The following is a 13,606-nucleotide window of genomic DNA, read 5'->3' on the forward strand; positions in this document are numbered from 1 at the left end:
GCGACCCCCAACAGAATCAGAAAAACAAACCCAGAACAAACACTATCTGTTCCAGTTGTGTTCCGCAACCGTTTAAAGTTTAATGAAAGTGTTGACGTTTTGTTCAGCGTAGCATCAGCACGCTGCAGGCGACGCCCGTCGCGGCTGGGGGAGCGAATGGCTCGCGCACGATCAGCCCGTTGGCGTCGGCCAGCATTTTGAGCATCGACGAATCCTGGATGCCGAACGGGGTCGCCAGCAGCGTGCCGGCTTCTTCGCTCACCACGGCGCGTACATAGTCCTGCCTGAGATCGTTGGCCGGCATGGCGGCGCCGAGCCGCGCCTGACGCAGGTCCTGCCGAAAAGCGCGGCCGCCGAGCCGCGCAAGCAGCGGCTTCAGAAAGAGCTGCGTGCAGACCAGGCTCGCCACCGGATTGCCGGGCAGGCCGATGCAGCGGATGTCGCCGAGCCGCCCGAACATCAGCGGCTTGCCGGGCCGCATGGCGATTTTCCAGAAATCGAGCGTCATGCCTTCGCCGGTCAGCACGTCATGGACCAGGTCATGGTCGCCGACCGAGGCGCCGCCCAGCGTGACGATGACGTCGGCGCCTGCATCGACCGCTTTTTTCACCAGCGCGGCGATCGCCTCCTTCCGGTCGGGGGCGATGCCGAGATCGAGCGCGCTGGCGCCGACCGAGCGGGCCGCGGCGGCGACGCCATAAGCATTGGACGAGATGATCTGGTCGGGGCCAAGATCGCTGCCCGGCGGCAGCAATTCGTCGCCGGTGGCGATGATTGCGACCAGCGGCCGTTTCACCACGCTGACCTGCGGATGGTTGGCCGACGCCGCCAGCGACAATGCCGCCGGATCAAGCAGGCGGCCTTTCTCCAGCAGCACGTCGCTCTTCGAGAAATCGAGCCCGAGGCGGCGGATGTTGCGGCCTTCAACGGTCGACGCGGTCACTTCGATGCTGCCGCCGCCGAGGTCGCGGACATTCTCCTGGATGACGATGGTGTCGGCGCCTGCCGGAAGCGGCGCGCCGGTGAAGATGCGGACGGCCTGCGCCGGGCCGACTGTTCCGGCAAAGCCGCGTCCGGCCGGCGCTATGCCGATCACCGAAAGTCTTGCGGGCACGGACGCGACATCCTTGGCCCGCGCGGCAAAGCCGTCCATGGCGGACGCGTTGAACGGCGGCTGGGTGCGAAGTGCTATGAGCGGCTCCGCCAGCACGCGGTCGGCGGCGTCCATCAGGGCGACGCTTTCAGCTTGCGAGGGCGCAGCATCTTCAAGCAGACGCTCGAGCGCCTCGGCGACCGGAAGCAGTGCCATTATCGGCCTGCCTCTTGGGCGCCTACCTTGTAGTCGCCGGATTTGCCGCCGGTCTTTTCCACCAGCCTGATGCCCGAAATCACCATGGCGCGGTCGACCGCCTTGGCCATATCGTAGATGGTCAAGCAGGCGACCGAGACGGCGGTCAGCGCTTCCATCTCGACGCCGGTCTTGCCGGTGACGCGGGCCAGCGCCGTGACCTTCAGGCCGGGCAGCGCCGCGTCCGGTTCGATGTCAACGGATACGTTGGTCAACAGCAGCGGATGGCAGAGCGGGATCAACTCATGCGTCCTCTTGGCCGCCATGATGCCGGCGATGCGCGCCGTGCCCAGCACGTCGCCCTTCTTGGCATCGCCGTCGAGGATCATTTTGAGCGTCTCTGGCAGCATCGAGACAAGACCTTCGGCGATTGCCGTGCGCGTCGTCTCCGCCTTGTCGCCGACATCGACCATATTGGCTTCGCCTTTCGCGCCAAGATGGGTGAGGGCGGCCGACATCGTCAGGTCACCTCAGAGCGACGTGCGTCCGTTTGGACGCACAAAGTACGCTCTAATGCTTTGAATCTATGCATCGTGCTCTCCGAAAATCGATTCCGATTTTCGGGCGGATGCATTTGCGGGCGCCTTGCCCGTCAAAAGCAGGTGCGTCGCAATGGCCACGTCCTGTTGCCGCATCAGGCTCTCGCCGACGAGGAACGTACCAATATCGCTCCGTTCCAGTCTGCGGCAGTCTTCGTGCGAGAAAATACCGCTCTCGCTGACCAGCAGGCGGTCGACCGGCACCATCGTCGCAAGCCGCTCCGAGGTTTCGATGCTGGTTTCGAACGTCCGGAGGTTGCGGTTGTTGATGCCGATCAGCCGTGATGACAATTTCAGCGCGCGTTCCGTCTCGGCCTCGTCATGCACTTCGACCAGCGCGTCCATGCCGAGTTCGAACGCCGTCGTTTCGAGTTCGCTGGCCACGGCGTCATCGACGCTCGCCATGATGATCAGGATGGCGTCAGCGCCCCACGCGCGGGCTTCGAACACCTGATAAGGCTCGAACAGAAAATCCTTGCGCAAAGCGGGCAATGTCACGGCGTTGCGCGCATCGGTGAGGAATTCAGGCGCACCCTGGAAGGACGGTGCGTCGGTCAGCACCGAAAGGCAGGCGGCGCCACCTTTCGCATAGGCCCTGGCCAGTGCCGGCGGATCGAAATCGGCGCGGATCAGGCCCTTGGACGGGCTCGCCTTCTTGATCTCGGCAATCAGCGCGAAATTCCCGGATCTGCGCTTGGCTTCAAGGGCCGAGAGAAAGCCGCGCGCTGCATCGGTGTCCTTCGCCTGCGCCTTGATCTCGGCAAGCGGCACGCGCGCCTTCGCCGCGGCGATCTCGTCGCGCTTGTAGGCTTCGATCTTGCGCAGGATATCAGACACGGCTCTATCCGTTCGAAATCTCGACCAGCCGGTCGAGCACTTTCAGCGCGCGGCCGCTGTCGATGGCTTGCGCCGCCGTCGCCATGCCGTCGGCAAGGGTCGTCGCCTTGCCCGCCACCACCAATCCGGCGCCGGCGTTCATCAGCACCGTATCGCGAAAGGCACCGGCAGCGCCGCCCAGCATGTCGCGCAGCGCCTGGGCGTTGTAGGCGGCATCGCCGCCGCGCAACTCGTCCTTGGTGTGCCGCTTCAGCCCGACCGCTTCCGGGGTCAGTGTAAAGCTGCGGATCTCGCCGCCGACCAGTTCGGCTACTTGGGTTTCGCCGGTGGTGGTGATCTCGTCATAGCCGTCGCCATGGGCGACCCAGGCGTGGTCGGCGCCCAGTGCCTTAAGCGTCTCGGCCACCGGCATGATCCATTCCGGCAAGAAGACGCCGACCATCTGCCGGTTCACACTGGCCGGATTAGAGAGCGGGCCAAGCAGGTTGAAGATGGTGCGGGTGCCGAGCTCGACGCGGATCGGGCCGACGTGCTTCATTGCCGGATGATGCGCCGGCGCGAACATGAAGCCGACGCCTGCATCGTGGATGCAGTGGCCGATTGTTTCCGGCGGGATATCGATCTTGACGCCGAGCGCAGTCAGCACGTCGGCGGCACCAGTCTGCGATGACAGTCCGCGATTGCCGTGCTTGGCCACGGGCACGCCGCAGGCGGCGATGACGAAGGCGGATGCGGTCGAGATGTTGACGCTGTGCGAATTGTCGCCGCCGGTGCCGACGATGTCGATCGCGCCAGCGGGCGCGTCGACGCGCAGCATCTTGGCGCGCATGGTGGCGACGGCGCCGGAAATCTCGCTCACCGTCTCGCCGCGCACGCGCAGCGCCATCAGGAAGCCGCCGATCTGGCCGGGCGTAGCGTCGCCCGACATGATGATGTCAAAGGCCTCGCGCGCCTCCTCGAAGGAAAGGGAGTTGCCGGCGGCGACCTTGGCGATATGGGTCTTGAGCGCGCTCATCTGGTCAGGGCTTGGGCAACGGCGGTCTGGTCGATGCGAACGTCGTATTGCGTCTGCAGCTGCGCCACCAGCTGGTCGAGCAGGTCGTCGGACATGCCGGAGGTGAAGGATTTCTGCGCGTCGTCCGGCACCGAGCTGGCGTCGGCTCCGGCAGGCTCGAAAACTTCGGCGATCTTGAACAGGATCTGTCCGTCGCCGGTGGGCGAGGGGATCAACCCGGTCCCGCCTTCGCCTTCGCCGAACATCGCAGCCGCCCCTTCCTTGCCGAAATCGACGTCGTCCGCCCCGCGCTTGACGCCGCGTTTGGTCTGCTTCTCGAGCTTGAGCTCGCTCGCGATCACATCGAGCGTGGCGCCGGCATCGAGACGCTTTTCGAGCTCGTCCGCTTTTGCGGTGAGCCGCTTGGTCGTTTCCGCCGCCGTCCAGTCGGCCACCACCTTCTGACGGACTTCATCCAGCGTGCGGTCGCGGGCCGGCGTGATCGAATCCACCTCATAGAACACGAAACCGTTGTCGGCAGTGGTGAGGTCGGGATTCTCGGTGCCGGGTTCGGCGTCGAACACCGTCTTGATGAGCTCCGGCGATTCCGGCAGGTCCTTGACGATGGTGCCGTCCGGCCTCAGGCCGGTGCGATCGATCGCGTCGATGGTGACGACCTTCAGCTTCAGCTTTTCGGCCGCTTGCTTCAGCGTGCTGCCCGAAGCGCGGATATCTTCGTAATTGTCATGCACGTCCAACAGAATGCGGCTTGCCTCGCCCAGCGCTAGATCCCTGCGGATATCGGCGGACACTTCGGCCAGCGGCTTCACCACTTCGGGCTTGATGTCAGTGACGCGCAGCAGCACTGGACCGAAGGCGCCCTGAACGACCGGACTGACTTCGTTGACATTGAGCGCAAACGCGGCATCCGCCACCGCCTTGTCGGCGATCTTGTCCTTGGACAGCGTGCCGAGCAGCGTGTCGGCTTGCGTCTTGCCCTCGGCGGCGACGATCTTGTCGAAGGTTGCGCCGGTCTTGAGTGAATCGAGCGCGGCCTTCGCGGCATCAGGCGTTTTGAACACGAGCTGTTCGATGGTGCGCGTTTGCGGGGTGGTGTAGCGCCCCTTGTTCTTGTTGTAGTCGTCGCTGACCTGTTGGTCGGTCACGGCGCTCAGATCCATGATGTCTTGCGGCTCGAGCCTGACATACGAGAATTTGCGGTATTCGGGCGCCGCATAGGTCTTCTTATTTTCCTCGAAATAAGCTGAAAGCGCAGTGTCGGATGGCGCTTCAATCGGCTCGACCAGCGATTTCGGCAAGGTCAGATAGTCAATGGTGCGGTCTTCGCCACGATAAAGCGCGACCGCCTTCAAGAAAGTATCCGGAGCCTTGAGGCCGTCCGAAACCGCCTCGACGATCTGCTGGCGCACAGCCACCTGGCCGCGATTCCTCAGATAGTCTTCCGGCCGCATGCCGACCTGTTGCAGTATGTATTCGAAAGTCCTTCTGTCGAAGGTGCCGCCGGGACCCTTGAAGGCCGGGTCTTCATGCGTGAGTTGGGCCAGCCGGTCCTTGGACAGCCCAAGCCCGAGCTTGCGGGCCTGCTCATCGAGGACTGCACCCGACACGAGTTGCGCCAGCACCTGGTTGTCGAGGCCGAGCGCCGTCGCCTGCTCGCGGCTGATGCGCTGGCCGAATTGCTGCGACATCACGCTGATCTGGCGATCATAGGCGAGGCGATACTCGTTGATCGACACTTTGGTGCCTCCGGCCGTGACAACTGCGTCGTGGCCTGCAAAACCACCGACCATCTGCCCGGAAATGCCCCAGACGGCGAAGCTCAACACCAACAATATCAGCAGCGCCTTCGCGACCCAGGTCCCCGCCGCGCTTCTCAAGATACTAAGCATGGTCACTTCCGATTTTTGCGCATTTTCGCATTTGTCGAGTCTGAAACAAGCGCAATAGCGTCCTTCCGGCCCACTGTCGATTGCTTTGTGGGCTGAGTTTGGTAGTGAGGACGCAGCCGAATATCGACCGGAGAAACAAATCCCATGACGCCAGGAATCCGCCCGCTGGTCGCAGGCAACTGGAAAATGAACGGCACCAGCGCCTCGCTCAACGAACTCAGGATGATCGGCAACGGCTTTATGAGCGGGCTCGATGCGGAGACCGAAGCGCTGGTCTGCGTTCCGGCGACGCTGCTGGCGCATGCTGCAGAGATTTTGTCGCGCACGCCGGTCCGGGCCGGGGGCGAGGATTGCCACCCCAAGGAGAGCGGCGCCCATACCGGCTGTATTTCGGCCGAGATGCTGAAAGATGCGGGCGCCAGCCACGTCATCGTCGGCCATTCCGAACGCCGCGCCGATCACAATGAGGACGACGCCATTGTACAGGCCAAGGCGTCCGCCGCTTGGCGCGCCGGACTGGTAGCCATCATCTGCATCGGTGAGACGAGAGCAGAACGCGAGGTGGGCGCGACGCTCGACGTGCTGTCGCGCCAGGTCGCCGGCTCGGTGCCGCCCGACGCCACGGCGTCGAATACCGTCATCGCCTACGAGCCGGTATGGGCGATCGGCACGGGACTAACGCCGACCGCCGCCGACGTTGCTGAGGCGCATGCGCATATTCGCGAAAAACTGTCGGAAAAGCTTGGCAGCGCGGCGGCGAAGATGCGCATCCTATATGGCGGCTCGGTCAAGCCTTCGAACTCGGTCGAACTGCTCGGCGTGAAAAATGTCGACGGCGCGCTGGTCGGCGGCGCCAGTCTGAAGGCGGCGGACTTTCTCGGCATCGCCGAAGCCTATCGAAATATCTCGTAACATCGAAAGGCTGTCGGGCACTTCGGATAGGCTGTGCCGTAGCGGAAATCGTTGCAAAGGGCGCATTGCTTCCCATATTCCGGCCACGGGCTTGGAAATGCCGTCAAAGCATTGTATTGAGCCGCCTCCAAATCACCGGCCGTATCCGCGGCCGCGCAAGGCTTTGCCAAGGTAAACTATGGAAACCGTACTGATCGTCGTCCACCTCATGGTCGTGCTCGCTCTTGTCGGCGTGGTGCTGCTGCAGCGCTCCGAAGGCGGCGGCCTCGGCATCGGCGGCGGATCGGGCTTCATGACCGCGCGCGGTGCGGCCAACGCGCTGACGCGGGCGACGGCGATCCTGGCAGCGGCTTTCTTCGCTACCTCACTGACGTTGTCGATCGTCGCCCGTTACGGCGAAAAGCCGATCGATATTCTCGATCGTGTGCCTGTGACGAACGGCGGGGGCGGCGTGCTCAATCAGTTGCCTGGAACCACGACGCCGACACCACCTTCCGGCAATACGGCCCCGACGCCGCCTACCGGCAATGATGCCGCAGCCCCGGCGCCCACCGCGCCGCCCACGGCGGATTCGGCCACGCCGCCGGCCACAAACGGCGTCACCCTGCCAGTAACGCCGCAGGTTCCAAACCAGTAACGGCAGGCGTCCGGCGCCGCGATCTGTTGTTGTTTGAACACAGTCGCGGCAAATGCCGCACGATCACGAGGATTCGACCGGGCACGGCTCGACAGGGCGCTTGAGGCGTCTTCGATTAATCGATTATAGATTGCGCGCGGCACTTTCGGGGTCCTTGGGGGACGCCGGGCGACGCCGTGGGCAACAAGCATTGAACGATCGGATCTTCGCCATGCAGCTTCGCAGCTTCATTTTAGCCGGCCTTTGGGCCGTGCTCAGCCTTGGTGCGCCCGCTTACGCGGCCATGCCGGCGGGCAATTCGACCTCTAAAGCCGCAGTAACAACTGACATCGTCAAAGTCGCCGCCAAAAGCGATACGGCCCAACTAAGGCTCCTCAAAAAGAAGAAAAACCCGACCTCGGACGATCTTGCCCAGATCAGCAAGCTAGAAGCCAAGATCGCGGCCGACAGGGAGGCCGCTCGAACCAAGGCGCTCGAGGCCAGGAAGGTGGCGATGCGCGAGGCGGCGAAAGCCAAGGCCGATGCGGAACGGCAGGCGTTTCTTGCCAAGAAGGGCCTTGCCAAGAAGGATAAGTCCGCTGCCCAGGTGGCTGATGCCAAGCCGACTAAGAAGACCGTCAAGATCATCGAACCGATCGCACCGATCCAGTCGGCCGAGCCGGTTTCCGCCGAGGCCATGAACGTCGCGTTGACCGGCAACAACGGTGAATTGCGCAGCGAGCCGGTTGGACAGAAGCCGCAGGGCGTCGGGCTCTTCGCCGGCCTGTTCGGCGGCACGTCCTCGTCGATGTCGCTGCTTCCCGAGACCCGCGCCCTCGATGCCGCTCTCGCCAGGAAGGAAGCCAAGAAGCAGTTCAAGGTGAAGCCGGAGTTCGTGCCGCAAGAGGTCGAATTCACCGGCTATAGTCCCGGCACCATCGTCATCGATACGAGTGCGCGCCGCCTCTATCTCGTCGAATCCTCATGGACCGCCCGCCGTTATGCGATCGCAGTCGGTCGTGACGGCCTGCAGTTTAAGGGCACGGTCGCGGTCGGCGACAAGCAGGAATGGCCGCGCTGGATCCCGACTCTCGAGATGCAGAAGCGTGAACCGAAGAATTACGGCCGGTACAAGGACGGCATGCCCGGCGGCGGCGAAAATCCGCTCGGCGCGCGCGCCATCTATCTTTACGACGGCAAGAAGGACACCCATCTGCGCATTCACGGCACCATCGCGCCGCAGTCGATCGGAACGAGCGCCTCCAACGGCTGCTTCCGGATGATCAACGAGCACGTCATGGACCTTTACCGGCGGGTGAAAGTAGGCACCAACGTCGTCATCATCTGACGCCTTAACGGGTCATCCCAAGAGGGCCGGTCTCGCCGGCCCTTTTGTGTTGGTTCACGCACCACCACAGCGCCTTCTTGGGAAAAAGCCTTCGCGGTGGTTTTTTCTCTGGCGGAATCAATTCGGCCGCGTTAAGCGATGACTCCCATGGCGCGATATGTATTCATCACAGGCGGCGTGGTTTCCTCACTTGGAAAAGGCATCGCTGCAGCGGCCCTTGGGGCTCTCTTGCAGGCGCGAGGCTATCGCGCACGCATCAAAAAGCTCGATCCCTATCTCAACGTCGATCCTGGCACGATGTCGCCATACCAGCATGGCGAGGTCTTCGTGACCGACGACGGCGCCGAGACCGATCTCGATCTTGGCCATTATGAGCGCTTCACCGGCCGCTCGGCCAACCAGCAGGACAACATCACCACGGGCCGCATCTACAAGAACATCATCGAGCGGGAGCGGCGCGGCGACTATCTTGGCGCCACCGTGCAAGTGATTCCGCACGTCACCGACGAGATCAAGAATTTCATTCTCAACGGCAACGACGACTACGACTTCGTCCTGTGCGAGATCGGCGGCACCGTCGGCGACATCGAGGCGATGCCGTTCCTGGAGGCGATCCGCCAGCTCGGCAACGACCTGCCGCGCAACAACGCCGTCTACGTGCACCTGACGCTTATGCCCTACATTCCAACGGCGGGCGAATTGAAGACCAAACCGACCCAGCATTCGGTCAAGGAATTGCGCGGCATCGGCATCGCACCCGACATCCTGCTGGTCCGCGCCGACCGCCCCATCCCCAGGGAAGAGCGCCGCAAACTGTCGCTGTTCTGCAACGTCCGCGAGAGCGCGGTCATTCAGGCACTCGACGTGCCGCACATCTATGACGTGCCGATGGCCTATCACAATGAAGGGTTGGATTCGGAAGTGCTGGCCGCCTTCGGCATCGATCCGGCGCCGAAGCCGCGCATGGAACCCTGGCAAGCGGTGTCCAAACGCATCCACAACCCGGAAGGCGAGGTGACCATCGCCGTCGTCGGCAAGTATACCGGCCTCAAGGACGCCTACAAATCGCTGATCGAGGCGCTGTCGCATGGCGGCCTCGCCAACCGCGTCAAGGTCAAGCTCGACTGGATCGAGAGCGAGATATTCGAAAAGGAAGATCCGGCGCCGTGGCTGGAGAAGGTTCATGGCATTCTGGTCCCCGGCGGCTTTGGCGAGCGCGGCGCGGAAGGCAAGATCCTGGCGGCGAAGTTCGCCCGCGAGCGAAAAGTGCCGTATTTTGGCATCTGCTTCGGCATGCAGATGGCCTGCATCGAGGCAGCGCGTTCGCTGGCCGGCGTCGAGCATGCCTCGTCGACCGAGTTCGGCCCGACCGAGGAACCGGTCGTCGGCCTGATGACCGAATGGCTGAAGGGCAACATGCTGGAGAAGCGCAGGGAAACCGGCGACCTCGGCGGCACCATGCGCCTCGGCGCCTATCAGGCGGACCTCGCCAAGGGCTCGAAGATCGCCGAGATCTATGGCGATACGCAGATTTCCGAGCGCCACCGCCACCGCTATGAGGTCAATGTCGACTACAAGGAGCGGCTCGAGGAATGCGGCCTGGTCTTTGCCGGCATGTCGCCTGACGGCGTGCTGCCGGAAACGGTCGAATACCCCGACCATCCCTGGTTCATCGGCGTGCAGTATCATCCTGAGCTGAAAAGCCGGCCGCTGGACCCGCACCCGCTGTTTGCCAGCTTCATCGAGGCGGCGGTGGAGCAGAGCCGTTTGGTCTAAACCGACAGGCTACCATGCAAACCTACGTCGCTCTGCTTTACAGCATCGTCCTGGGCGAGGGGCGGCGTGTCGTCATGTCCGATCTCAGGGCCATGACAGAAGACCTGGGGCTGAACAACCCGCGCACGCTGGTGGCGACCGGCAATCTGGTCTTCGAGACGAAAGAGACAAAAATTGCCGCGCTGGAGCGCAGATTGGAGACGGCGTTCGAAAAGACCTTCGGCCGTCATGTCGACATCATCGTGCGCCGCGCCGAGGACTGGTTGAAGCTTGCGGCCGGCAATCCGTTTCCCGCCGAATCGGCTGCCGCCGCGGATCAGCGTGATGCGCAAGCCCGTTCCCGCTGAGGCCGTCGCGGCGCTGGAGGCCTATGTCGGCAAGGATGAGCGGATGCAGGCGGTCGGCGGCGACATCTGGATCGTATTTTCCCGTGAGACGCCAAGTTCGCGGTTGCTTGCGGCGGCAAGCCATAAACGGCTCGGCGTCGGCACCTCGCGCAACTGGAACACAGTGCGCAGGCTGGCCGAGATGGTCGGTGAATAGGGCTTCTCCCATAAGCAAGGGGAGAAGGGGGAAATTATGTCATGCCTTCGCCGCCCCGCTTCGGCGAAACCCGCCGTTTCCCCCTGCAGAGAGCCTCGACGCGAAGGAACCGGCAACCGATTGATTTGTCGGCTTTGGCCTTACAGGCATTCGACGAACTCGCGCTTATCGGAGCACAACGGTTCGTCGCACGTTTGTCACGTTTGGTGATTCGATTTCGGTCGAACAATATGAGAGACTTCGTTTTTGGCTCGGCCTCTTTTTAGCGTCGGGCCCTGTTTGCCGAAACCACGTGGTCAGCCGTAAGTTTAACAAGGTTCGATCAGGCACGTAGCGATCGACCGGGAGGAAACGATGGATCGCCTGCAATTTTTTACGCCGGTGCGGATTTCGCGCGGGCAGGAAAGCCCTGCCGAAGAAATTCATAGCGTAGCCGAAGCGATAGGCTTCTTGCGCAAATGGCCAACAGGCCGGCGTGGGCCAGTCTACCAGTGCGCGGTGAATTGCTGCTCTGCGGCTCTGGCGGGCCGGATGTCAGCGGAGGAAGCAAGGAAGGCTTTTACCGGCTTCGCCCGCATCACACGCTTGCTTGAAGACGACATGGCACTGCCGATGGCGGGCGAAAATATTGATAGCGTGCATGCGCTGAGGCGATGAACGTTCGTATTTGGCAAAGTCACAGCACCTCCACGGAGGCAGCGAACACGCAGCCGGCGCCCCGCTCGGTGACAACGAGTTTCGGCTCGCTCGGGTTGACCTCGAGCTTGCGGCGCAGTCGTAATATCTGCACGTCGATACTGCGGTCAAACACCTCTTCGTCCTGAATCCTGCTGGCGGCGAGAAGCTGCTCGCGGCTCAGGATCTGCTGCGGCGATTGCAGGAACGGCTGCCAGCAGGTTGAGGATCATCAGGTCCGCCGGTCTTTCATTGAGGGCGCGCGGCGGCGAATACTCATCACGACACTGCCTTTCTTGCCCGCTCGAACATGGGAATGACATTATTGTTCGATGGCCGCTCGCCGTTGCCCGTCACCCGGTCGAGGTCGCCGCGCTTGCGAAGGCGGGCCGCATCCAGAAGCATGCTGCCGGCCCAGCGATAGACGTTATTGTCGCGGACCATTTCGCGCATGGGCCGCATACGCTCGCGCTGTTCCTCCGGCGTCATGGTCAGCGCCTGCAGCAGCGCTTCGCTCGTCATCGCCGTATCGTAGGGATTGACGATCAATGCCTCCAAAAGTTCGCGCGAGGCGCCGGCAAAGGTGCTGAGCAACAGCACGCCCTGTTCGTCGTCGCGCGCCGCGACGAATTCCTTGGCCACCAAGTTCATGCCGTCATGCAGGCTGGTGACCATGCATATGTCGGCGGCGCGATAGATCTCGTAGACCTGTTCCTGGGTATGATGCTTGTCCACCATCAGGACAGGACTGTAGTCCTCGCTGCCGTAGCGCTGGTTGAGCTCTTCGGCATAGCGGCGGCATTCATCGTGGAGTTGCTTGTAAGCCGGGAGCGTACCCCGGCTGGGGGCCGCGATCTGCAGGAGAACCAGTTTTCCGATCCATTCGGGATGTCTCGTGAACAATTCTTCCAATACCTGGAAACGGTCGAGAATGCCTTTCGTGTAGTCGAGACGCTCGACGCCGACGCACAGTTTGACATCCGCTTTCAGTCCGAACCTCTCGCGCAGGCGGGCGCGGCATACGCCGACATCAGGCAGTTTAGCCAAAAGTTCGGCCGGCCATTCTATGGAGATGGGATAGGCGTGCACCAGCGTCGTCCGTCCACCGTAGGAAATCGCTGCATCGGCACGCTCTATACGGCTTTCCAGGAAGCGATCGACGCTTTCGGCGAAATTGTTGGCATGGAACTGGGTATGAAAGCCGATGATGGAGCTGCCGAGCAAGCCTTCCAGGATCCGTTCACGCCATGGACAGATGCTGTACACTTCCGAGTTGGGCCACGGGATATGCCAGAAAGTGATGACGATCGCCTCGGGCAGGCGCTCGCGGATCATGCGCGGCAAGAGCGCGAAATGGTAGTCCTGGACCAGCACAATCGGCCGCTCGTTGCGCGCCTCGGCAACTACCGTATCGGCGAACTTCCGGTTGACGGCCTCATAGGCCTCCCAATCCGACGCGCGAAAAATCGGGCGGGTGAAGGCGATATGGCAAAGCGGCCACAGACCTTCATTGGCGAAGCCCAGATAATAGGCCTGGTATTCTTCCTCCGTCAGCCAGACCCTGCGCAGCGTGTAGGACGGATTGCCAGGCGGCACCTCAACCCGGTCGCTCTTGTCGACGGTGAGACGGTCCGCTGTTCCGCCGCCATAGGCGATCCAGGTGCCGGCACAGGCTCGGGTGATCGGCTCAAGCGCCGATACCAGCCCGCTGGCCGGTACCAAGAGCTCGACGCCATCATCCCCAGTGTTGTGGATGTAGGGTTCGCGGTTTGACACCACGATCACCTGCGTCTCCGGCAGATCGTCGGCCAGGATCTTGCGCAAGGTGTCGGGCGACCATGTGATCAGCGCTGCATCGGCCGAGTGGCCGTTCTTTTCAAACTCCCGCAGCACTTTGCGAGCCGCTTCCGAAGCCACGTCCTCGCCGGCGGTGTATGCGACCGCTGGTGTGTGGCTGTGGCGCCGATGGAATATCGAGAACACCACGGCAACAACGGAAAGGCCCAGGCTCGCAAGGATCAGAAGCCAGAGTATCTCTAAGCCATAGTCCGACATCAGAAAACGATTTTCCTCCGGCCGGTCGGCGGCCATTCTGTTTTTCGAATTCG

Annotated in this window: 11 protein-coding genes and 2 pseudogenes; 6 read left to right on the forward strand and 7 right to left on the reverse strand. The window is 62.5% G+C overall.

All coding sequences use genetic code 11. The features are described 5' to 3' along the window. Nucleotides 1-103: 103 nt before the first annotated feature. From NKH36_RS07045 to NKH36_RS07065, 5 genes are all read right to left on the reverse strand, one after another. On the reverse strand, nucleotides 104-1,309 hold the full coding sequence (locus NKH36_RS07045) for a molybdopterin molybdotransferase MoeA (RefSeq protein ID WP_352958300.1): 1,206 nt from the start codon (nucleotides 1,307-1,309) through the stop codon (nucleotides 104-106). After that, nucleotides 1,309-1,806, reverse strand: coding sequence for a cyclic pyranopterin monophosphate synthase MoaC (moaC, locus tag NKH36_RS07050; protein WP_352958298.1), 498 nt, complete (start codon nucleotides 1,804-1,806; stop codon nucleotides 1,309-1,311). Before moaC ends, NKH36_RS07045 begins: the two co-directional genes overlap by 1 nt. Before the next feature lie 66 nt (nucleotides 1,807-1,872). Beyond that, nucleotides 1,873-2,724, reverse strand: coding sequence for an indole-3-glycerol phosphate synthase TrpC (gene trpC / locus NKH36_RS07055; RefSeq protein WP_352958297.1), 852 nt, complete (start codon nucleotides 2,722-2,724; stop codon nucleotides 1,873-1,875). A 4-nt stretch (nucleotides 2,725-2,728) separates the two neighbouring features. Continuing rightward, the gene (gene trpD, locus NKH36_RS07060) at nucleotides 2,729-3,739 is read right to left on the reverse strand and encodes an anthranilate phosphoribosyltransferase (RefSeq protein ID WP_352958296.1); all 1,011 of its coding nucleotides are present in this window, start codon (nucleotides 3,737-3,739) and stop codon (nucleotides 2,729-2,731) included. After that, nucleotides 3,736-5,628, reverse strand: a complete 1,893-nt coding sequence (locus NKH36_RS07065; protein ID WP_352958294.1) for a SurA N-terminal domain-containing protein — start codon at nucleotides 5,626-5,628, stop codon at nucleotides 3,736-3,738. Before NKH36_RS07065 ends, trpD begins: the two co-directional genes overlap by 4 nt. 144 nt (nucleotides 5,629-5,772) lie before the next feature. Between NKH36_RS07065 and tpiA the strand changes: the two genes are divergently transcribed. The 6 genes and pseudogenes from tpiA to NKH36_RS07095 all read left to right on the forward strand — a co-directional run bounded on the left by tpiA (nucleotide 5,773) and on the right by NKH36_RS07095 (nucleotide 11,480). After that, a complete protein-coding gene (gene tpiA, locus NKH36_RS07070; protein WP_352958293.1) occupies nucleotides 5,773-6,540 on the forward strand; it encodes a triose-phosphate isomerase in 768 nt (255 codons plus the stop codon). 178 nt (nucleotides 6,541-6,718) lie between these two features. Next, nucleotides 6,719-7,177 carry a preprotein translocase subunit SecG gene (gene secG, locus NKH36_RS07075; protein ID WP_352958291.1) on the forward strand — a complete coding sequence of 153 codons (459 nt, stop codon included), beginning with the start codon at nucleotides 6,719-6,721 and terminating at the stop codon, nucleotides 7,175-7,177. Between the two features lie 211 nt (nucleotides 7,178-7,388). Next, entirely contained in the window at nucleotides 7,389-8,504 is a 1,116-nt protein-coding gene (locus tag NKH36_RS07080) for a L,D-transpeptidase (RefSeq protein ID WP_352958331.1), read from the forward strand. Nucleotides 8,505-8,642: 138 nt separating this feature from the next. After that, nucleotides 8,643-10,280 (forward strand): CTP synthase, encoded by a 1,638-nt coding sequence (gene pyrG, locus NKH36_RS07085; protein WP_352958290.1) that lies wholly within the window; start codon nucleotides 8,643-8,645, stop codon nucleotides 10,278-10,280. A 14-nt stretch (nucleotides 10,281-10,294) separates the two neighbouring features. After that, nucleotides 10,295-10,823 (forward strand): annotated as a pseudogene (locus NKH36_RS07090) (DUF1697 domain-containing protein). A gap of 354 nt (nucleotides 10,824-11,177) precedes the next feature. Then, nucleotides 11,178-11,480, forward strand: a complete 303-nt coding sequence (locus NKH36_RS07095) for a DUF982 domain-containing protein (protein ID WP_352958288.1) — start codon at nucleotides 11,178-11,180, stop codon at nucleotides 11,478-11,480. A 19-nt stretch (nucleotides 11,481-11,499) separates the two neighbouring features. On the opposite strand, the pseudogene NKH36_RS07100 reads toward NKH36_RS07095, so the two are convergent. Both NKH36_RS07100 and NKH36_RS07105 read right to left on the reverse strand, forming a co-directional pair. After that, nucleotides 11,500-11,706 (reverse strand): annotated as a pseudogene (locus tag NKH36_RS07100) (winged helix-turn-helix domain-containing protein); the annotation flags it as partial. Between the two features lie 71 nt (nucleotides 11,707-11,777). Next, nucleotides 11,778-13,553: an alpha,alpha-trehalose-phosphate synthase (UDP-forming) gene (locus NKH36_RS07105; protein ID WP_352958328.1), complete on the reverse strand. Its 1,776-nt coding sequence runs from the start codon at nucleotides 13,551-13,553 to the stop codon at nucleotides 11,778-11,780. Nucleotides 13,554-13,606: the final 53 nt, after the last annotated feature.

The organism is Mesorhizobium sp. M1312 (genome assembly GCF_040318115.1).
Classification (GTDB): Bacteria; Pseudomonadota; Alphaproteobacteria; order Rhizobiales; family Rhizobiaceae; genus Mesorhizobium.